This is a genomic window from Streptacidiphilus sp. PB12-B1b, assembly GCF_014084125.1.
GTDB lineage: Bacteria > Actinomycetota > Actinomycetes > Streptomycetales > Streptomycetaceae > Streptacidiphilus.
In genome coordinates, this window is record NZ_CP048405.1 from 1501541 (window position 1) to 1522238 (window position 20698).

A 20698-nucleotide genomic window follows, 5' to 3' on the forward strand; every position below is an offset into this window, starting at 1 on the left:
TGCGCCTACACCCACGTCCTGGGCCGGGTCCGGTTCGCCCGATCCACCCACTCGATGCGCTTCTCGGGCTGCTCCGCGAGACGCGCCAGTACTCGGTACGACTGTTCCAGCGCGAACCGCAGTTCCCGCTCCTGCGCCGGATGCCCCAGCAGCAGGATCGGCCCGGCCCCGGCCGCGCCGTCCGGACGCCCGGACACCACCCAGCCCAGGGCCTTGCCCAGGACCTCCGCCGACAGCTCCTCGCGCCGCCGGGCGTCCAGGCCCAGCCCGGCGAGCTGGGTCGAGCAGGCGTCCAGGTCGGCGCGGAGCGGCTCGTCGTCGGCCCGCCCGCGCAGCCGCGCCCGGACGGCGGCGACCCGCGCGGCCACGTAGTGGTTGGAGGTCTCCGGGACCGACTCCAGCGCGTGCACCGCCCCGGCCCGGTCACCGGCGGCCAGCCGCACCCGGGCCAGGCCGAAGGCCGCGCTGACATAGGCCCGGTCGGTCGTCCAGACCAGCCGGTAGAACTCGGCGGCGTCCCCGCGCTCGCCCAGCGTCTCGGCGCAGATGGCCAGCGCCAGCTTGGGCGCGGCCTCGCCGGGAAAGGCGTCGTAGACGGCGTCGAACGCCTCGGCCGCCGCCTGCGCCGCCGCCCGGGGCTCGGGGCCGCCGGGCGTGCCGGAGGCCGCCATCGCGGCCAGGCCCCGGTACCAGACGACCCGCCAGTCGTCCGGGTGGTCCGCCGACAGCGCGGCCCGGGCGGCGTCCACCGCGGGCAGGTCGCCCAGCTCGATCAGCGCCCGCAGCTCGCGCAGCCGCAGCTCCACCGAGTTCACCGGCGCGGAGCGCAGCGCGGACAGCACGTCGGCGGGGGCGGTGGCCATCAGCGCTGCCAGGAACCCGGCGTTGGGGTCGTCCGGGTCGGTCCGCGGGACGGGCAGCGCCAGCGCCGCCTGACGGGTGGCCAGCCGCACCACCGCGGGCACGGCGCCGGGCCGGGTGGTCCGCTCGGCGGGCTCGGCCGCTGTCGCCGTCCGGCCGCGCCGACGCCGGCTGTCGCCGCGCGCGGCGGCCGGGGCGTCGAAGGCTGCCGGGCCCACCAGCTCGGTGTCCACCACCCGCAGCTCCGGCCCGAACAGGGTGGACAGCGCCGGGCGGGGCGCCTCGTCCTGGAGCGCCAGGATCTCCCGCAGCACGCCGGTGAGCTGGTCCGCCATCTCCTGCGCCGAGGAGAACCGCTTGCCCGGATCGGGATCGGTGGCCCGGACCAGCAGCCGGTAGAAGGACTCGTACCGGGCGAAGACCTCGACGTCCTCCGGGCCCGGCAGGCTGTGCCGGTAGACCGTGGCGTAGCCCTGGAAGTCGAAGGTGAGCACGGCCAGCGAGCGGGCCACGGTGTACAGGTCGGACGCGGGGGAGACGCCGTCGGTGGCGATCTCCGGCGCCTGGTAGCCGATGGTGCCGTAGATCGGGCCGTCGTCGTCCTGGCGGCGGACCGCGCCCATGTCGATGATCTTCAGCTGGTCCTCGGACTGGATCACGTTGTCCAGCTTGAAGTCGCAGTAGATCAGCCCCCGGCTGTGCAGGTAGCCCAACGCGGGCAGGGCCTCCAGCGCGTAGGCGATGGCCTGCTCCACGGCCAGCGGCTCGCGTCGGCCGTCCGGCGCGCGGCGGGCGTCGGCGATGTCCTTCAGCGACTTGCCGCCGACGTACTCCATCACGATGTAGCCGTCGGTGCCGCCCTTGCGCAGGTCGGGGTGCTCGACGAAGTTGATGATGCGGACGATGTTGGGGTGGTCCACCTCGGCCAGGTAGCGCCGCTCGGCGATGGCCACCTCCAGCGCCTCCGCGTCGCCGGTGTCCAGCAGGCCCTTCAGCACCACCCACTTGTCGTTCACCCGACGGTCGATGCCCAGGTAGATCCAGCCCAGGCCGCCGTGCGCCAGGCAGCCCACCACCTCGTACTGGCCGCCGACGACGTCCCCGGCGAACAGCTTCGGCGAGAACGAGTACTCGGTGCCGCAGGTGCTGCAGAAGCCCTCCGGACGCCCCGGGTTGCCGTTGCGGGCACGCCCCACCGGCGCCTCGCACCTGCTGCAGTAGCGCTTGCGCTCCGGCACCTCCGGGCGCTGCTGCACCACGCTGCGCGGGTCGTGGCCGGGGATCGGCGGGACGGTCACCAGGCCCGCGCCCAGCCGCCCCCGGCTGGACTGGCTGCTGCCGCTGCGGCTGCTGCGCACCGACACCGAGGTCCGCCCCGAAGTGCCCCGGGACGCCCGGGAGCGCCCCGACAGCGAGCGGGAGGAGCCGTTGCGGGCACTGCCCGAACGCGCCGAACCGCCCGGGTCGTACGGGCCGGTGGGCGCGGACAGGCCCGAGCCGCTGCGGGCGCCCGGCACGGCGGCGGGCGCCGGGGCCAGTCCGCACTCGGTGCAGTAGCCGTCGGCGTCGATCACCCCCTGGCCGGTGCAGTCCGGCCGCAGGCAGGCCGAGCCCGGCCCGGTGGCGGCCGACAGCGGCACCGGCCCGGCGGGGGCCGCAGCCGGAGCCGTGGCCGGCCGGGAGGCGGCGGGCGGCTGGGCGGCGGCGGCCGGTCGGGCGGCGGCGGGCGCCGGGGCCAGTCCGCACTCGGTGCAGTAGCCGTCGGCGTCGATCACCCCCTGGCCGGTGCAGTCCGGCCGCGCGCACGGTGTGCCGGTCATGGCTGTCATCCCCCTCAAACCCCGTACGGTCGGCCGTCCACCGGCCGGTTCTGTCGGTCGTGCCCGTGCCCGTGCCCGCCGTGGCCGGTGCCCCCGCCGGGCCCGGGCGCGGGGCCGGGCTCCGCCGTCCGGTCCGCCGCGCGGCCCTGCCGCAGCGCCTGCTGGTAGCGCTGCACCGCGTGCTCCGCCGCCCGCAGGTCGCAGGGCGCGCTCCAGAGCATCCGGCGGGCCTGGTCGTAGTGCTCGATCAGCTCCGGGTCCTCCGAGACGCCCAGCCGCGCCGCCATCGCCCTGTAGGCGTCCAGCCGCCCGCGGAGCTCGGCCCGCAGCGCCAGCGGCGCGGTCACCGCCGTCAACGACTCGCGGGCGCGCAGCAGTTCGCGCTGGGCCGCGCCCTCCAGCGTGTCCAGCAGCGGGCCGAGCCGGTGCCACTGCCCGTGCCGCCGCAACTGGTCGGCCTGGGAGAGGCGTTCGCGCAGCGCGCTGGCCGGGCCCGGCACCGCCGGGACCTCGGTGGCGGCTATCTTCGCCAGCACCTCGCCGCGCGCCCGGCGGGACTCCGCCAGCGTGGCGTCCGCCCGGGCCAGCAGGTCGCCGACGCCCTCCAGCCGCTCGTCGGCGTCGTCCCGCAGCCGCAGCAGGTCCTGCAGCTCCAGCCGCAGGTCGTCCAGCGCGCGCGCGGAGCGGTCGTAGCGGCCGGTGTCCACGCTGCCCGCGCGGCCCCCGGCCGGGGAGCCCTGGTCGCCGCCGGGCCGGGGCGTCCAGAACGCCAGCGGGTCGGCGACGACCTCGGCGCGCAGCGACGCCAGCTCCCGGCCCATCTCCTCCAGCGCGTCCCCGGCCGGGTGCTCGCCGGGGTGGACGCCGACCGAGCGGGCGAGGGCCCGGACCCGGCCGAGCTCGGTCAGCAGCAGGTCGATCCGGGCGGGCAGCGCCGACCAGACCGCGTCGGCGGCCGAGGCCACCTCGATGATCCGGCCGTACCAGGCGTTCATCCGCTCGACCAGCTCGTTCAGGCTGACCTGCTCGCTCAGCCGGGCGCCGCCGGTCAGGCTCAGCCCGCCGCTGCGGCCCGCCGAGACCGTGACGCCGGTGCCGCGCAGCAGGTCCGTCAGCTCGACCAGCTCGGCCTGGTTGGGCCGGGAGCGGCGGGAGCGGACGGCGCGGGCGGCGGCCAGCGCCTCGGTGTAGGTGTCGAACATGGCCCACAGTCGGCCGAGGCCGGGCTCGGCCTGGCTCCAGCGTTCCAGGGTGCGGCCGGACAGCGCGGCGCCGTCGAGCAGCCGGCAGCCCGGGTGGTCCTGGAGCGCGAGCAGGGAGGCCTCGACGGCCTCGCGCTCGGCACTGAGCCGTGCCAGCGCGCGGTCGACCTCCTCCCGGGTCATCACCGAGCCGCCCGGCCCCGTCAACGCCATTGCTCTGCCATTCGCTCGCCCCGCCCCCGTCGTGCCGTCCACCGGCTGTGGTCGCGTCTGCCGGTAGCCAGACTGTCAGACCCGTGACCCGCTGGGCAGTCCGGCCGCCCCGCCCCGCCCCGCTCCCGGCGCGCTCCTCACCGCGCCGACCGCTCGTCCTGTCGTTCCGTCATCCGGTCACCCCGCGTAGCTCACCGTCGGCGGTCCGCCGGAGGAGCCCATCGCGGACTGCAGCCACTTCTGGTACTCGGCGTTCCACTGGTCGGCGCGGAAGCTGTCCAGCACCGCGTTGACCCGGCGGACCAGGTCGCTCTCGCCGAGCTTCATCGCCACGCCGTAGGTCTCGCTGTCGATCAGCCCGCCGACCAGGTGCACGGTCGGGTCCTGGGCCACCTGCCCGGCGCCCAGGGCGTTGTCGGTGATGGTCGCGTCGACCGTGCCCAACTGCATCAGGACCAGGCAGTCGAGCTGGTTCTCGACCTGGACGACGGTCGAGCCGTGGCTGTCGGACTGGAGGAACTGGAGCGCGGTGGAGCCGGTGGCGGCGCAGACCCGCTTGCCCTTGAGCGTCGCGTTGTAGCCGGTGACGGTGGACGACACGGGCACCAGCACCTCCTGCCCGGCGTCGAAGTACGGCGAGGAGAAGGCGACCTGCTGCTCACGGGCGCAGGTGATGGTCATCGTCCGCACGACCACGTCGACCTCGCCGCTCTGCAGGGCCGATATCCGGTCGGCGGTCGGCACGGAGAGGAACTCCACGGCGTCGGCGTCGCCCAGGATGGCCTTGGCCAGGGCGTGCACCAGGTCGATGTCGAAGCCCGCGAGCTGCCCGGTGGAGGGGTCGCGGAAGCCCCACAGGTAGCTGTTGGTGTCGATGCCGGCGATCAGCTTGCCGCGCCGGATGATCCGCTGCACGTCCGGGCCGGAGTCGTCGGTGCTCGGGGTGAGGCTGACGTTCTGACTGTCCGGGGTGCACGAACTGCTGTCGGCGCTCTCGACGGCGCTGTCGGCGCCGGCCGCAGCGCTGCCCGTGGCCGCGCGGGCGACGACGGCGGCCGGGGCCGGGGCCGCCGAGCCGCTGGGCAGCGCCACCGTGCCGAGCAGCAGCGCCCCCGCCGCCAGTACCGCGATCCGCACCCGGCCGGAGAGGCCCGTGCGCGCGTGGCCGGTCGTCCGGTCGTCGGTCACTGTCCCACCCCCGTGTGCTGGCATGTGTCCTGGCGCGTCGTTCGGCCCGCGCTCCGGGCCCGGCGCGCTCACCGGTACTCCGCTGTACGGCGGCTGACGCCCCACAGCGCGGCGAAGGCGGCCAGCACGGTCAGCGCCAGTGCGCCCGCCGCCAGGCCGGAGGTGTCGCCGCGGCCCTGCGAGGCCAGGTGGTCGAAGTTGGTCCGCTCGTGCGCGATGGCCGCGTTGAGGCTGGCGTCGAGCCGGGTGAAGGCGGCGTCGGTGGTCTGCGCGGAGGCGCCGCCGGGCGTGCCGATGGTGTCGGCGACGGCGGTGTCGTAGTCGCCGTTGTCGTTGGCCCTCAGGGCGGTGTCGTGCCGCTGCTGCCAGGTGGCGAAGTCGGCCTGGGCGGCCCCGACCTCCTGCTGCACGCTGCCGTCGGCCGAGGTCATCGCCGCCGCAGTGTGCAGATAGCCGGTGGGACCGGCCAGTTGGGCGCTGACGGTGGACCAGGAGGTCTCGTAGATGTCGGTCGAGCCGCGGGCCACCAGGTTGAGGTTCTCCGCGCCCCGGCACTGGAGCGCCTTGATCTGCGCCTCGTTGAGCACCTGGAGCGGCGCCGAGCCCCGGGCGTCGCTCTGGCCGAGCGCGGACGCCGCCAGGCTCTGCGCGGCGGCCAGCCAGACCAGGGCCAGCACCACCGAGGCGGACGCCAGCACCAGGCCCACGTTGAACACCCGGTTGGTGGCCCGGTAGAGGCGTATCTGCGCCCGGACCAGCGCCAGCAGCACCACCAGTCCGAGGCCCAGGGCGGCCCAGGGCAGCGAGCGGGCGCTGCCGTAGTCCTGGTGCAGCCGGGCGGTCTCCACCTGGTAGAGCGTCTGCGCCTCGGCGAGCATGGTGGTCTGCATCTGGCCGGAGGCGTAGCGCAGGTAGGCGCCGCCGAGCGGGTAGCCCACCCGGTCGTCCGCCCCTGCCACGCCCACCAGATCGGTGTAGCTCGGGAGTTGCGAGCTCAGCTGCTGGATCTGCCGCTGCCCGGGGTCGGCCGCGGAGGCGCTGGCGGCGGCCTGCGCCAGCAGCGTGGAGGCGGTCCGGATGTCGCTGGTGTACTGGTTGCGGACGGCCGCGGTCTCGTGCCCGGCCTGGAGGAAGCCGGTGGCGGCGGTGGTGTCGGCGTCGGCCAGGGTGCGGAAGATCTGCGCGGCGTCGTCGCTGAGCGGCTGGCTGTGCTCGACCACGCTGGTCGCCGCGTCCGACCGCTGCACCACCTGGACGTAGGTGAGCACCCCGAACACCACGGCCAGCAGGGCCAGCAGCGACCCCGCCGACCACAGCCGCCGGGGCGGCGTGCCGATCGCGCGCCGCAGCCGGGCGCCGGTGCGCGCCCGGGCGGGCGACGCCGGGGGCGCGGGCGTGCGCGCTCCGGTGCGCGCCGGGGCCGGGCGCTGCGCGAGCGTCGCCACCGGTCCGGCCGCGGGCGTGCTCCCGCCCGCCGCTGCCCCCCGTGGTGCGGGCGGATGCGCCGGGCCCCGGCCCGCGCCGCCGCTCTCTCCCGGCGTCGTCATGGCGCCTGCCCCTCTCCCCCGACCCGCCCCGACTTCTTCGGCAGAAGTATGGCCGCCCCCTCGGACATCCACACGGGAGTTGCGTCGATCTTGAGATTTCGTCGTACAGCTGTGACCAGCGGGAGCTGTGTGCCAGGGGGCGCGCCGACCGGCCGGTTCACCAGTTCGGGCGGATCGGCCCGCGCGGCGCGAGCCGGGCGAGGTCCGCGCACAGGCTGTGGAAGCGCTCCTCGCCCAGGGCGTCGATCCAGGGCCGGACGGTGTCGGCGGCGGCGTCGTCGGCGGCGCGGGTGCAGGCCCAGCCGCGCTCGGTGAGGACCACCAGCCGGGCCCGGGCGTCGGACGGATGGGGGTGGCGCTCCACGTAGCCCTTGCGGACCAGCTCCTCGACCAGCTGGCTCGCGGCCTGCTTGGTCACGCCCAGGTGCTCGGCCAGCTCGCCGACGGTCGCACCGTCGGGGGCCAGCCGGGCGAAGGCGAAGCCGTGGGCGGGGCGCACGTCGTCGAAGCCGCGCGCCGCGCCCCCGGCCTGGATGCCGGCGACGAGTTCGCCGGACAGGGCGAGCAGCAGGGCGGGCAGGGCGCGGGCGTCGGCGGAGGTGTCCATGGGCCCAGTCTCCCAGCCCCCGGGCAAAGGACAAGCGACTTGACTATAAAAAGGCAAGCGGCTTGACTGTTCTCAGGAGGACAAGCAGCTTGTCCAATTATCCGAGGGAGTCCGCCATGCCGTTCGTCCGCAGCGCCGACGCCGTGACCCACGAGGTCCACGGCGTCCGCTTCGTCTCCTACGCCAACACCGCCCAGGGCAGCAGCGAGCTCTGCGCCTGGCGCGTCGAGATCCCGGCCGGGACCATCGGCGTCCCGCACACCGTCAGCCGGGAGGAGGTGCTGTACGTCCTCTCCGGCAGCCTGCGCTTCAGCGTGGACGGTGACGTCGCCGAGCTGTCCGCCGGGGACACCGGCATCGTCCCGGCCGGGGCCCGGTTCGCCATCGACAACACCGGCGCGCACCCCGCCAGCGCCTGGGTCAGCACCGGAACCGGGCTCACCGCCACCCTCGCCGACGGCAGCCTGATGGCCCCGCCCTGGGCCGCCTGAGCCGCCCAGCGCCCGAGGGCGCCCCGGCGCGGGCGCGGGTGCGGCCCGGGCGGACGTGTCGTCCGACCCGGGCCGCCGGGGGCGCGCCGCCTCCTCAGGCGGTACCCGCCCCGCGCGGGTACGAGGCGCGCAGGCGCTCCTGCGCGCCGGGCGCGCTGCCGTGCCCGGCCGCCGCCAGGTAGTCCAGCCCCAACAGGGCCGCGCCCACCACCGGCGGGGTGTCCACCACCCGCGGCACCGCCTGCGGGGCGTCCGCCGCCAGCCGGGCCGTGACGCCGTCCAGCAGCAGCGGCCGCCGGGATGCCAGCACCCCGCCGCCGAGCACCACGTCCGCCGGGGCGTCCAGCAGGTCCAGTCGGCGCAGCGCCACCAGCGCCATCGCGGCGATCTCGTCGGCCTGCCGCGCCACCAGCTCCCGCGCGACCGGATCGCCCGCCTCGGCGGTGGCGAACAGCACCGGCACGAGCTCGTGCAGCCGGGACTCCGGCAGCGAGCCCAGGTGCACCGCCTGCGCCACCGCGTCGACGCTGGGCAGCCCGAAGTGCCCGGCCGCGGCGGAGGCGAGCGCGGTGTGCGGTCCGCGCCCGTCCTCCGCCCGGGTGGCGGCGAACATGACCGAGGTGGCCAGTCCGCCGCCGCCGCCCCAGTCCCCGGTGAGGGCACCGAGGGCCGGGAAGCGTGCGGTGCGCCCGTCCGGGAGCAGCCCGACGCAGTTGATGCCCGCGCCGCAGACCACCGCGACCCCGCGCGGCGCGTCCGTGCCCGAGCGCAGCAGCGCGAACGTGTCATTGGCGACGGACACCGTCCGGGCCCAGCCGTAAGCGGCGATCGCCTCCTGCAACTGCTGCTCTTCGACCGGCATGTCGGCCCCGGCCAGGCACGCCGAGACGTGCGTGACCAGCGGTCCGGTGCAGGCCGCGAGGTCGATCCCGGCCTGCGCGGCGGCCTGCGCGACCAGTGGCGCCAGCCCGGCCACGGCGGCTTCGGTGCCGACGCGCTGCGGCACGAAGCCGCCGCCGCGCGCGGTGCCGAGCACCTGCCCCCCGGCGCCGACCAGGGCCACGTCGGTCTTGCTGTTGCCGCCGTCGACGGCCAGCACCCCGGGCACCAGCTCCTGGCCGGGGGCCCCGGCGCTGCCGGAGTCCAGCGGCCCTCCGCGGGGCGGGGCGTGCAGGTGCGCGGGGTGGGTCTGCGTTCCGGTCACGCCCATGCCAGGTGCTCCCGGTTGTGGTCGAGCAGACGGTCGGTCAGCTGCTCGGCGAGGTCGATCTGGCCGACCAGCGGGTGCGCCAGCAGCGCCCGGAACACCCGCCTGCGCCCGCCGTGCAGGGCCGCCTCCAGGGCCAGCTGCTCGTAGCCGGTGACGTGCGCGATCAGCCCGGCGTACAGCGGCTCGACCGGCGGCACGGGCAGCGGCGCCGCACCGGTGGCGTCCACCCGCGCCGGGACCTCGATCACCGCGTCGTCCGGCAGGAACGGCAGCGTCCCCCGGTTGGCGACGTTGACGACCTGGACGTCCCCGGCCGCCGAGCCGGTGCCCAGCAGCGAGGCGACCAGGTTGACGGCGGCCTCGGAGTAGTACGCGCCGCCGCGCTGGGCCAGCAGCTCCGGCTTCTCGTCCAGCGACGGGTCGCCGTACATCTCCAGCAGCTGCCGCTCGATGGCGGCCACGGCCGACGCCCGCGAGCCCTTGGTCCGCAGCTCCTCCACCACCCGGTCGTGCTGGTAGAAGTAGCGCAGGTAGTAGGAGGGGACGGTGCCCAGCTCCCGGACCAGGCCCAGCGGCAGCTCCAGGTCCTCGGCGATGGCCGGGCCGAAGTTCTCCAGCAGCTCCGGCAGCACGTCCCGGCCGGTGGCCGAGCCGGGGGAGTCCAGCAGGTGGACGCCGCGCTCCCAGGTCAGGTGGTTCAGGCCGACGTGGTCCAGCCGGATGCGCTCCGGGACCACCCCGAGCAGCCCGGCGAACTTCCGCTGGAAGCCGATGGCGACGTTGCACAGCCCGACGGCCCGGTGCCCGGCGGTCTGCAGCGCGCGGGTGACGATGCCGACCGGGTTGGTGAAGTCCACGATCCAGGCGTCCGGATTGGCCCGGCGCACCCGCTCGGCGATGTCCAGCACCACCGGGACGGTGCGCAGCGCTTTGGCCAACCCGCCCGCGCCGGTGGTCTCCTGGCCGACGCAGCCGCACTCCAGCGGCCAGGTCTCGTCCTGGTTGCGGGCATCCTGGCCGCCGACGCGCAGTTGCAGCAGCACCGCGTCGGCGCCCTCGACCGAGGAGTCCAGGTCGGTGCTGGTGGTGATCGTCCCCGGGTGGCCCTGCTTGGCGAAGATCCGCCGGGCCAGGCCGCCGACCAGGGCGAGCCGGTCCTCGGCCGGGTCCACCAGCACGAGTTCGCTGATCGGGAGGGTGTCGCGGAGCCGGGCGAAACCGTCGATCAGCTCCGGCGTGTAGGTGGAGCCGCCGCCGACCACGACGAGCTTGAGCGCCCGGGTGGACGCGGCAGCGCTGGTGGTGGCGGCACTGGTGGAGGTGGCGGAGGTGGTGGTGCGGCTCATCGGCCCGTGACCCCTGTCGTGTCGTGCCTTCGCGCGGGAGCGGCCGAAGGCGTTCGGTGCGGTACGTGTGGGCATGGCGGTGCCGGTGCGCGGCGACGGCGTTCACGCGCACGGGCGTCGAAGGTCGGCGGACCGACGGCCTGGGCCGACGTCCGTCCATGGCAAGGAATATGACCCGTCGTCAGCTTCGTTGCGGACGGCGGGGATGCGGGGGCGTACGCGTGCGCCGGGCGGCTAGGAGGTGGTGAAGACGCTCTCCCGGGCCGTCTCCAGCGCGGTCTGCAGGGCCCCGGCGACCACCGGGGAGCCCTGCACGGTGCTCAGTGCGAGCCGGGGGCGCGGCACCGCCAGGCCCGTCAACTCGTCCTGCACCAGGGCGCGCAGGTCCTCGCCGCCGGCCAGCGGGATGTCCCCGCTGAGCAGCACCAGCTCCGGGTCGACCACCGCGACGATCGCGGCCAGCCCGGTGGCGATCCGCCGGGCCAGCCCGGTCAGGACGGTGGCGTCCCCGGCCCGGGCCGCGGCCACGGCGGCGGTCACCGCCTCCGGCGCGGACCGGGCGCTGATACCGTGCTCCCGGGCCAGGGCCAGCACCGCGGGCGCCCCGGTGAGCTGCTGGAACCCGCCGGAGTTCTCCCGGCGGACGTTGCGGATCAGCGGCGCGCCCGGCAGCGGCATGTAGCCGACCTCGCCCGCGCCGCCGGTGTGCCCGCGGTGCAGCCGTCCGGCCAACACCACAGCCGCGCCCACGCCGTCCTCGATCCACAGCAGCACGAAGTCGGCGACGCCCTTGGCCGCGCCCAGGCGCTGCTCGGCGATGGCGGCGAGGTTGACGTCGTTCTCCACCGCGACCGGTACGCCCAGGTGCTCGGTGAGCTCCTCCAGCAGCCTGGGGGAGTGCCAGCCGGGGAGGTGCGGCGCATAGCGGAGCTTGCCGGTGCCCGGGTCCAGCGCGCCCGGGGTGCCGATCACGACCTGGCGCAGGATGCGCCGCTCCAGGCCGACGACGGCGACGGTGGCGTCCACCGCCTCGCGGACCCGCTCGGCGGTGCCGGTCGCCTGCCGGCCCGGGGTGTCCACCCGGTGCTCGGCGACGACGGTGCCGGTGATGTCGGCGACGGCGATCCTGATCCGGGAGGCGTTGACGTCCAGCCCGGCGACGAAGGCGGCCTCCGGGTTGATCTCGTACAGCTGCGCCCCGGGCCCCGGGCGTCCGGCGGTGGTGCCGACCGGGACGACCAGGCCGGCGCTCTCCAGTCGGGCCAGCAGTTGCGAGGCGGTGGGCTTGGACAGTCCGGTGAGCGCGCCGAGCTGGCTGCGTGAGAGCGGTCCGCGGTCCAGCAGCAGCTCCAGGGCGGCGCGGTCGTTGATGGCGCGCAGGAGGCTGGGGGTGCCTGGTTGAACCGTGCCCCCGGGGCCGCTGGTCATCTGCCTCGCTCCTCCTGGAGTCACTGTTAGGAAACCTTCCTAACTTATGAACAGGAACGTACGGGCCGGGCGGGGACACTGTCAATGGAACGGACCAACAGGATTGCGTGAACGGCCGTGCCGCGCGAGTGCCCGGGCGGGGGCGACCAGGCGGGGGCGACCAGGGCGGGGGCGACCGGCCGGGGACCGGTCACCTGGACGGCGGCGCGCGGGCCTAGCGCTTGACGGTCGTGACCGGCTCGTCCTGCGGCGGTATGGCCGCCGTGGCGCGCGACTGCGCGGACATCGGATCGGCGAGCACCGAGGGCGCGTTGATCTCCGCCACGTCGGAGGCCTTGGCCCGGGGCGAGGGCAGCGAGGCCGTGCCCACCTGGATCCCGGCCTGGTCCAGCACCAGCTTGATCCGCCGCCGCAGCTCCCGCGCCACCGGCTGGGCCTTGCCCGGCATGGTCTTCGCCGACACCTGCACCAGCACCGAGTCGGCCGACAGCGTGTCCACGCCCAGCACCTGCACCGGCTCCCAGAGCTGCTCGCTCCAGGGCTCCTCCTTGGCCATCTCCTCGGCCGCGTCCAGGATCAGCCGCTCCACCTTGTCCAGGTCCTCGTGGTAGCCGACCGGCACCTCGACCGCCGCCGTCGCCCAGCCCTGGCTCAGGTTGGCGATCCGCTTCACCTCGCCGTTGCGGATGTACCAGATCTCGCCGTTGGCCCCGCGCAGTTTGGTCACCCGCAGGCCGACCTCCAGCACCGTCCCGACGGCCACCCCGGTGTCGATCTGGTCGCCCACGCCGTACTGGTCCTCCAGGATCATGAACACCCCGGAGAGGAAGTCGGTCACCAGGTTGCGCGCGCCGAAGCCGATGGCCACGCCCGCCACGCCGGCGCTGGCCAGCAGCGGCGCCAGGTTGATGCCCAGCACCGACAGCGCGGTCAGCGCGGCGGTGCTCATGATGGCGAACGAGGCGACGCTGCGCAGGACCGAGCCCATCGCCTGGGAGCGCTGCTTGCGCCGCTCGGCGTTCTCCAGCAGGTTGCTCAGCAGCGGACCGGGGTGCTCCCGGCGGCCGCCGTGGGCCATCCGGCTCACCATTCGGCTGATCAGCTGCCGGACCGTGGCCCGGATCACCAGCGCGACCACGGTGATGAAGACGATCTGGAACCCGCCGGTCACCCAGCCCTGCCAGTGGCTGTCCAGGTAGCTGACGGCCTGGCCTGCGGTCTGAGTGGCGTCCGTCAAGGTCGGCGGAGCGGTGGGATTCTGCGTTGCCATCAGCGCATCGTACCCAGGGAGGAGGTGTCGGACGGCTCGCACAGGCGTCCACCGGACGGCCCCGGGAGGGCCGCGCAACCGGCCCGACGTGCGCCGGACGTGCGCGGGGCCGGGGCCGTACGTGCATACGGGCAAGATCCTGGGCATGACTGGTGTGGGGCAGCACACACCGCCGCCCCTGTTCTCCTGGAATGGTGGCGCGGCGGGGAATCCTGAGGCGACACTGGTGGGGAGATCGCCCGGGGGCCTGCTACCAGAGCGGGCGCCCCCGGCCGGACAACCGAAGAATCATGCGTGACCGGCACACCGTCCACCCGGACGGAGTGCTCGTCCCGGCGCGAGCCACGCGCCGTCGGCGGAAAGGGAGGCCATCGTGCCGCATGTCCTGGTCCTCAACGCGTCGTACGAGCCACTCGGCGTCGTCTCGATGCGCCGCGCCCTCGTTCTGGTCCTCGACAAGAAGGCAGTCAGCCTTGAGGACTCCGGGGTACTGATGCATAGCGCCACCAGCGCCGTCTCGGCGCCGTCCGTCGTCCGACTGACCCGCTTCGTGCGGGTTCCTTTTCGTGGTCCCGTTCCGCTGACCCGGCGAGCGCTGTTCGCGCGCGACGGTGGCCGGTGCGTGTACTGCGGTGGCGTCGCAACCAGCGTCGACCACGTGGTGCCGCGCAGCAGGGGCGGCCAGCACCGGTGGGACAACGTGGTGGCGGCCTGCCGCCGCTGCAACCACGTCAAGGCCGACCGCCACCTGGCCGACCTCGGCTGGCGGATGAAGCGACCGCCCGCCCCGCCGTCCGGCCTCGCCTGGCGGATCATCGGGACCGGGCACCGCGACCCCCGCTGGCGTCCCTACCTGGAGCCCTACGGCTCCCGGGAGGAGGTGTCCCACGCCGCCCCGGACGGGCCGCCGTGGGAGGCCCCGACCGAACTCAGCGCCTGAGAGCCCGTGCGGCACCGCACCACCCCGCGGCACTGCTGACGACGACGCCCTCCGCCCCGCACCAGCGGGCCCGGGGGGCGCCGCGCTGTCAGTCGGCGGCGGCCGCTGCGGATCCGAGAGCAGTGCTCTCGTCCAAGAGCGCCGTTTCATGTCCGGTCCATGTCCGGTGCACTGAAACGAGAGCAGTGCTCTCGAAGGCGGCGCCCGGAGGAGCCCTGCGGACGATCACTCCAACGGCCGGTGTCGGAACCCCCCGGGTGCGGGTAGGAGGCACGTCGGGTCAGGAGCACCGCCCGTCCGCGTCCAGCCGCGCCGCAGCGCCGAGGAGCCTTCCCGTGGCCACAGCAGCCCGCCCGTCCGCCTCCCAGCACCTCGCCTCCGACGCGATCAGGGAGCTGGCGCGGGCCCACGGCATCGACACCGCCACGGACTCCCCGCAGGGACCGGTCGAGGTGCCGACCGGCACGCTGGTCGCGGTGCTGGCCGCGCTGGGCGCCGACGCCTCCACCGAGCAGGCCGCCCGGGACGCCCTGGAGCGGCACCGCCACACCGAGGCCGCCCGGCTGCTGCCGCGCTGCCTGGTCACCCGCACCGGCCGCCCGCTGGACCTCGGCGCGCGCCACGGCGTGCCCTCCTCGGCGGAGGTCTGGATCGAACTGGAACACCCCGACGCGTCCCGCTCCGGGCACGACGGCTCCCGGCACGACGGCTCCCGACACGACGCCTCCCGGCACGACGACGGGCCCGCCGGGGCGGTGCGCAGCGTCGTCGGCGGGCGGCTGCCGCAGGACCTGCCGGTCGGACGGCACACCCTCTGCGCCCGGCAGCGCGACCGCGCCTCGGCCGCCCCGCTGATCGTCGCCCCGGCCCGGGTGCCCTGCCCGGACGGGCGCGGCTGGGGCTTCCTCGCCCAGCTGTACTCGGTGCTGTCCCGGCGCTCCTGGGGCATGGGCGACCTCGGCGACCTGGCCGACCTGGCCCAGTGGGCCGGCCACGCCCACGGCGCCGACTTCGTCCAGGTCAACCCGCTGCATGCGGGGCGTCCCGGCGAGGGCGGGCACCCGGCCGACCCCTCGCCGTACCGGCCCTCCTCGCGCCGCTTCGCCGACCCGGTGCACCTGCGGATCGAGGCCGTGCCGGAATTCCCCTATCTGGCCCCCGCCGCCCGCGAGCAGGTGGCCGGGCTGGCCGGGCGCGCGGCCCGGCTGCGCGAGGAGGTGCTCCGGCACGACGGGCTGATCGACCGGGACGCGGTGTGGGCGCTGAAGCACGAGGCCCTCGGCCTGCTGCACGCCGTCCCCCGCAGCCCCGGCCGGGAGGCCGCGTACCGCGCGTTCCTGCACCGCGAGGGCCGCCCGCTGGACGACTACGCCACCTGGTGCGCGCTGGCCGAGATCCACGGCCCGGCCTGGCGCAGCTGGCCGGAGGGGCTGCGCGACCCGGGCAGCGCCGCCGTCCGGCAGACCGCCGACAGCCCGGGCGTCCGCGAGCGGGTCGAGTTCCACCGCTGGCTGGCCTGGCTGGTGGACGACCAGCTCGCCGCCGCCGGGGACGCCGCGCGCGGCGCGGGCATGGCCGTCGGCCTGGTCCACGACCTGGCCGTGGGCGTCCACCCCGAGGGCGCGGACGCCTGGGCGCTCCAGGGATTCCTGGCGGCCGGCATCTCCGTCGGCGCCCCGCCGGACGCCTTCACCTCGCACGGCCAGGACTGGGGCCTGCCGCCGTGGCGCCCGGACGCCCTGGCCGCCGCCGGCTACGCCCCCTACGCTGACCTGCTGCGCGGCGCGATGCGGCACGCGGGCGCGCTGCGGATCGACCATGTGATGGGCCTGTTCCGGCTGTGGTGGGTGCCGGAGGGCCGCCCGCCGACCGAGGGCGCGTACGTCAGGTACGACCACGAGGCGATGCTGGGCGTGCTCGCACTGGAGGCGCACCGCGCCGGGACCGCCGTCATCGGCGAGGACCTGGGCACGGTCGAGCCCGGCGTCCGCGAGGACCTGGCCGAACGCGGCATCCTGGGGACGTCCGTGCTCTGGTTCGAACGCGACTACGGCGAGGGCAAGGGCGGACCGCTGCCGCCGGAGCGCTGGCGCGAGCAGTGCCTGGCCACGCTCACCACGCACGACCTGCCCAGCACCGCCGCCCGGCTCAGCGGCGAGCACGTCGACCTGCGGCACCGGCTGGGGCTGCTCAGCCGCCCGCTGGCGGAGGAGCAGGCCGACGCCGACGCGGACCGCGAGGAGTGGCTGGGCGAGCTGGCCCGCGAGGGGCTGCTGTCGGTCTCCCCGTACGGCGAGGGCCCGGCCGCCGACGTGAACGGCCCGGAGGAGGCGGCCGGTCCGACCGGTGCGGACGCCCTGCCCGAGGCGTTCGCCGCCCTGCACCGCTACCTGCTGCGCACGCCGGCGAAGCTGGTCGGCGTGTGGCTGCCGGACGCGCTGGGCGACCCCCGCCCGCAGAACCTCCCGGGCACCTCCACCGAGTACCCCAACTGGCGGCTCCCGATCGCCGACGCCCAAGGCCGCCCGGTCAGCTTCGACCAGCTGACGCGATCCCCTCGCACCGCCGCCCTCACCGCCCTCATGAACGCCCTCCCCGCCCACACCCCGGCCCCGGCCGACCCGGGCCCGTCCAGCCCCGCCCCCGCGACACCCGTCCCCGCCGTCCCCGAGCCCACTCCCGGGCCCGACAGTGCCCCCCGGGCCGACCGAGCCCGGTAAAACCGCCCGCACGAGCCGCGCCCGCACCCCGCCCACCGGGCCGGTGGAAAGTAAAGGGCCACCCAAAGGGGCCACCCCGCCGCGCAGGGCTGCGGACCGGGCCTCTACCGTTGGAGCGTGATGACTCGAAACTCCCTGCGCGCCGGTTCCGTAGCCGCCGGCACCGCGCTCACGCTGCTTCTCATGACTGCCCCGTCGTTCGCCGCCGCCCCGGCGGGTGACGTACAGCTGGCGGGCCTCACCGTGGCCGAGTCCCTCGGCCTGTACGTGGGCTGCCCGATCGCGCTCTTCGTCATCATTTCCGGCCTGGTCCTCTTGCTCACCAAGCCCGACAAGAAGATCTGACCCACGGCACGTCACAGCCCCCGCCGCTCCTCGGGAGGAGCAGCGGGGGCTGCTGTCTGCCTGCGTGCCGCCGACGGCCGTGCGCGGGACCGTCAGCCCCGGGCACCGGCCGCGCGGTCGACCTCCTGCGCGCGCAGCGCCCGCTCCACGCCCGCCCGCGCCTCGACGACCATGCGCCGCAGCGCCGGGGCCGGCTCGGCCGAGGCCAGCCAGGCGTCCGTCGCGTCCAGGGTGGCCTGCGTGACCTGCAGCGCCGGGAACAGGCCGACGATGATCTGCTGGCCCATCTCGTGCGTGCGCTGCTCGAAGATGCCCTTGATCGCGGCGAAGTACTTGTCCGTCCAACCGGCCAGCAGCTCCCGCTGGTCCGCCTGGACGAAGCCGACGATCGCCGCCTCCTGGACGGTGTTGGTCAGCCGCTCCTCCTCGACGATCGACGCCCACGCCTCGGCCTTGGCCTCGGCCGTGGGGCGCGCCGCCCGGCAGGTGGCCGCGTGCTGCTGCCCGGCCGCGGTGTTGTCGCGGTCCAGTTCGGCCATCAGGGTGTCCTCGTCGGCGAGGCCGACCGCGGACAGCCGCTCCAGCAGGCTCCAGCGCAGTTCGTCGTCGACGGCCAGGCCGGGGACGGTCACGCTGCCGTCGAGCAGCCCGCCGAGCAGCGCGAGCTGCTCCTCGGTGCGGGCGACACCGGCGAACGAACGCGCCCACGCCAGCTGGTGGTCGCCTCCGGGCTGGGCCGCGTGCAGCTGCTCCAGGGCGGCGGCCGCGTACTGCTCCAGCCCCTCGGCGCGCCACTCGGCGGCCACGTACATGTCCAGGGCGGTCTTGGCCTGCCGCTGCAACGACTGGACGACGCCGATGTCGGACTCCCGGCCGACGCCGCTGAGCACCAGCGTCAGGTAGTCCCGGGCGGCCATCTCGCCGTCGCGGGTCATGTCCCAGGCGGCGGCCCAGCACAGCGCGCGCGGCAGCGACTCGGTGAAGTCGGCGATGTGCGCGGTGACCGTGGCCAGCGACTCGGCGTCCAGCCGGACCTTGGCGTACGACAGGTCGTCGTCGTTGAGCAGCACCACCGCGGGCCGCTTGCGTCCGGCCGGGACCGGCACGGCCGTCAGCTCGCCGTCGACGTCCAGCTCGATCCGGTCGGTGCGCACCAGCGCGCCGCTGCCGTCCAGGTCGTACAGGCCGACGGCGATGCGGTGCGGGCGCAGCACGGCCTGGCCGACGGCGCCGGCGGGCAGCGCGGGGGCCTCCTGGCGGACGGCGAGCGAGGTCAGCACGCCGTCGGCGTCCACCTCGATCTCCGGGCGCAGGATGTTGATCCCGGCGGTCTCCAGCCACGCCTTGGACCACGCCTTGAGGTCGCGGCCGGAGGTCTGCTCCAGCGCGCCCAGCAGGTCGGACAGCCGGGCGTTGCCCCAGGCGTGGCGCTTCATGTACGCCTGCACGCCCGCGAAGAACGCGTCCTGGCCGACGTACGCCACCAGCTGCTTGAGCACCGAGGCGCCCTTGGCGTAGGTGATGCCGTCGAAGTTGACCTGGACATCCTCCAGGTCGTTGATCTCCGCCATGATCGGGTGCGTGGACGGCAGCTGGTCCTGCCGGTACGCCCAGGTCTTCATGGAGTTGGCGAAGGTCGTCCACGCCTGCGGCCAGCGGCTGCCGGGGGCGTCGGCCTGGCACAGGATGCTGGTGAAGGTGGCGAACGACTCGTTCAGCCACAGGTCGTTCCACCATTCCATGGTGACCAGGTCGCCGAACCACATGTGCGCCAGCTCGTGCAGGATCGTCTCGGCGCGGGTCTCGTACGCGGCGTCGGTGACCTTGGAGCGGAACACGTACTGGTCGCGGAAGGTGACCGCGCCCGCGTTCTCCATCGCGCCGGCGTTGAACTCCGGCACGAACAGCTGGTCGTACTTGCTGAACGGGTAGCGGGTGTCGAACTTCTCCTGGAAGTAGTCGAAGCCCTGCCGGGTGACCTCGAAGATCGCGTCGGCGTCCAGGTAGGAGGCCAGCGAGGCGCGGCAGAAGACGCCGAGCGGCACCCGGCGGCCGTCCCTGGCGTCGACGTACTCGTCGTGGACGGACGAGTACGGTCCGGCGATCAGCGCGGTGATGTACGAGGAGATCCGCGGCGTGGGCGCGAACCGGTGCACCTGGGTGCCCAGCACCTCGCCCTTCTCGGGCTCGGGCGAGGCCTCGTTGCTGACCACCTTCCACCCGGTGGGGGCGGTGACGGTGAACGCGAAGGTCGCCTTGAGGTCGGGCTGCTCGAAGGTGGCGAACACCCGGCGGGCGTCGGGGACCTCGAACTGGGTGTAGAGGTAGGTCTCCTTGTCGACCGGGTCGACGAACCGGTGCAGGCCCTCACCGGTGTTGCTGTACGCGCAGTCCGCGACCACGCGCAGCTCGTTCTCGGCGGCCAGCTCGGGCAGCGCGATCCGGCTGTCGGCGAAGACCTCGGTGGGGTCCAGCGCCGTGCCGTTCAGTACGACCTCGTGCACGGTCGGCGCGATCAGGTCGATGAATGTGGACGCGCCAGGAGTGGACGCTGTGAAGCGGACCACGGTGGTCGACCGGAACGTCCCGCCCTCGGGGGCGGTGCTCAGGTCCAGCTCGACTGCGTATGCGTCCACGGTGAGGAGCGCGGCCCGGGTACGGGCCTCCTCACGGGTCAGGTTGGTGCCAGGCACGCTGCGTGACTCCTTCGTCAGGTTCTCTCAGCTTCCCGGCATCCTCCCACGTCGGACGCGTGGCCGAGCAGCCTCCCGGGAGGCCGGGCCCGGACGGCTTATCGTCTTCCCCATGCGCACCATCGTTCCCACACCTGCGGGCGACGCGGCGGTCACGCTCCGTGCTGCCGAGGGCCCGCCCCGCGCCCTGCTCGCCCTCGGCCACGGCGCGGGCGGCGGCATCGAATCCGCCGATCTGCAGGCGCTGGCCGAGGCGCTCCCCCCGCGCGGGATCGCGGTGGCGCTGGTCGAGCAGCCCTGGCGGGTGGCCGGCCGCAAGGTCGCGCCCGCGCCGAAGACCCTGGACGCCGGCTGGCTGCCGGTGGTCGCCGCGCTGACCGCGCAGTTCCCCGGCCTGCCGCTGATCGTCGGCGGGCGCAGCGCGGGCGCCCGCGTCGCCTGCCGCACCGGCGCCGCGTCCGGCGCGGCCGCCGTCCTGGCCCTGGCCTTCCCGCTGCACCCGCCGGGCAAGCCGGAGCGCAGCCGCGCCGACGAACTTCTCTCCTCCAACCTGCCCACCCTGATCGTCCAGGGCGCCACCGACCCCTTCGGCACCCCCGCCGAGTTCCCCGACCTCCCACCGACCCACCGCCTCCTCGCCCTCCCCCAGGGCAACCACTCCTTCACCGCACCGAAATCCGCCCCCCTCACCCCCACCGCCCTCCTCGCCCTCATCACCACCACCGTCACCCCCTGGGCCCTCACCACCACCTCCACCTGACCGCCGAAGGCGGCTGAGTGGGTAACGCCCCGCCACCAAAGGGTTGGTGACGGGGCG

General features: G+C 75.1%; 15 protein-coding genes. 5 read left to right on the top strand and 10 right to left on the bottom strand.

Annotated elements, in window-relative coordinates; genetic code table 11:
- Positions 1–5: 5 nt before the first annotated feature.
- The 5 genes from GXW83_RS06815 to GXW83_RS06835 all read right to left on the bottom strand — a co-directional run bounded on the left by GXW83_RS06815 (position 6) and on the right by GXW83_RS06835 (position 7438).
- On the bottom strand, positions 6–2681 hold the full coding sequence (locus tag GXW83_RS06815) for a serine/threonine-protein kinase (protein ID WP_225446811.1): 2676 nt from the start codon (positions 2679–2681) through the stop codon (positions 6–8).
- Positions 2682–2695: 14 nt separating this feature from the next.
- The gene (locus GXW83_RS06820) at positions 2696–4096 is read right to left on the bottom strand and encodes a hypothetical protein (RefSeq protein ID WP_225446812.1); all 1401 of its coding nucleotides are present in this window, start codon (positions 4094–4096) and stop codon (positions 2696–2698) included.
- A gap of 177 nt (positions 4097–4273) precedes the next feature.
- Entirely contained in the window at positions 4274–5284 is a 1011-nt protein-coding gene (locus tag GXW83_RS06825; RefSeq protein ID WP_225446813.1) for a glutamate ABC transporter substrate-binding protein, read from the bottom strand.
- A gap of 68 nt (positions 5285–5352) precedes the next feature.
- Entirely contained in the window at positions 5353–6831 is a 1479-nt protein-coding gene (locus tag GXW83_RS06830; RefSeq protein WP_182441977.1) for a hypothetical protein, read from the bottom strand.
- A 157-nt stretch (positions 6832–6988) separates the two neighbouring features.
- Entirely contained in the window at positions 6989–7438 is a 450-nt protein-coding gene (locus GXW83_RS06835; RefSeq protein WP_182441978.1) for a MarR family winged helix-turn-helix transcriptional regulator, read from the bottom strand.
- A gap of 116 nt (positions 7439–7554) precedes the next feature.
- On the opposite strand from GXW83_RS06835, the gene GXW83_RS06840 reads away from it, so the two are divergent.
- Positions 7555–7929 (top strand): cupin domain-containing protein, encoded by a 375-nt coding sequence (locus tag GXW83_RS06840; RefSeq protein ID WP_182447141.1) that lies wholly within the window; start codon positions 7555–7557, stop codon positions 7927–7929.
- 94 nt (positions 7930–8023) lie between these two features.
- Here GXW83_RS06840 and GXW83_RS06845 read toward each other — a convergent pair whose 3' ends face one another.
- The 4 genes from GXW83_RS06845 to GXW83_RS06860 form a co-directional block, all read right to left on the bottom strand.
- Positions 8024–9139, bottom strand: a complete 1116-nt coding sequence (locus GXW83_RS06845; RefSeq protein ID WP_182441979.1) for an N-acetylglucosamine kinase — start codon at positions 9137–9139, stop codon at positions 8024–8026.
- Positions 9130–10485, bottom strand: a complete 1356-nt coding sequence (locus GXW83_RS06850; RefSeq protein ID WP_182441980.1) for a 6-phospho-beta-glucosidase — start codon at positions 10483–10485, stop codon at positions 9130–9132. Before GXW83_RS06850 ends, GXW83_RS06845 begins: the two co-directional genes overlap by 10 nt.
- A 234-nt stretch (positions 10486–10719) precedes the next feature.
- Entirely contained in the window at positions 10720–11913 is a 1194-nt protein-coding gene (locus tag GXW83_RS06855; protein WP_182441981.1) for an ROK family transcriptional regulator, read from the bottom strand.
- 214 nt (positions 11914–12127) lie between these two features.
- Positions 12128–13183, bottom strand: coding sequence for a mechanosensitive ion channel family protein (locus GXW83_RS06860; RefSeq protein WP_182441982.1), 1056 nt, complete (start codon positions 13181–13183; stop codon positions 12128–12130).
- Positions 13184–13556: 373 nt separating this feature from the next.
- Here GXW83_RS06860 and GXW83_RS06865 point away from each other — a divergent pair, with 373 nt between their 5' ends.
- The 3 genes from GXW83_RS06865 (at position 13557) to GXW83_RS06875 (ending at position 17188) form a co-directional block, all read left to right on the top strand.
- Positions 13557–14123 (top strand): HNH endonuclease, encoded by a 567-nt coding sequence (locus GXW83_RS06865; RefSeq protein ID WP_182441983.1) that lies wholly within the window; start codon positions 13557–13559, stop codon positions 14121–14123.
- A 335-nt stretch (positions 14124–14458) separates the two neighbouring features.
- Complete coding sequence (malQ, locus tag GXW83_RS06870) at positions 14459–16843, top strand: 4-alpha-glucanotransferase (RefSeq protein ID WP_225446814.1); 2385 nt, start codon at positions 14459–14461, stop codon at positions 16841–16843.
- A 183-nt stretch (positions 16844–17026) separates the two neighbouring features.
- Entirely contained in the window at positions 17027–17188 is a 162-nt protein-coding gene (locus tag GXW83_RS06875; protein WP_370466587.1) for a hypothetical protein, read from the top strand.
- Between the two features lie 92 nt (positions 17189–17280).
- Here the strand turns inward: GXW83_RS06875 and pepN are convergent, their stop codons facing one another.
- Positions 17281–19881 carry an aminopeptidase N gene (pepN, locus tag GXW83_RS06880; RefSeq protein WP_182441985.1) on the bottom strand — a complete coding sequence of 867 codons (2601 nt, stop codon included), beginning with the start codon at positions 19879–19881 and terminating at the stop codon, positions 17281–17283.
- Positions 19882–19993: 112 nt separating this feature from the next.
- On the opposite strand from pepN, the gene GXW83_RS06885 reads away from it, so the two are divergent.
- Complete coding sequence (locus tag GXW83_RS06885; RefSeq protein ID WP_182441986.1) at positions 19994–20641, top strand: alpha/beta family hydrolase; 648 nt, start codon at positions 19994–19996, stop codon at positions 20639–20641.
- The last annotated feature ends 57 nt before the right edge of the window (positions 20642–20698 follow it).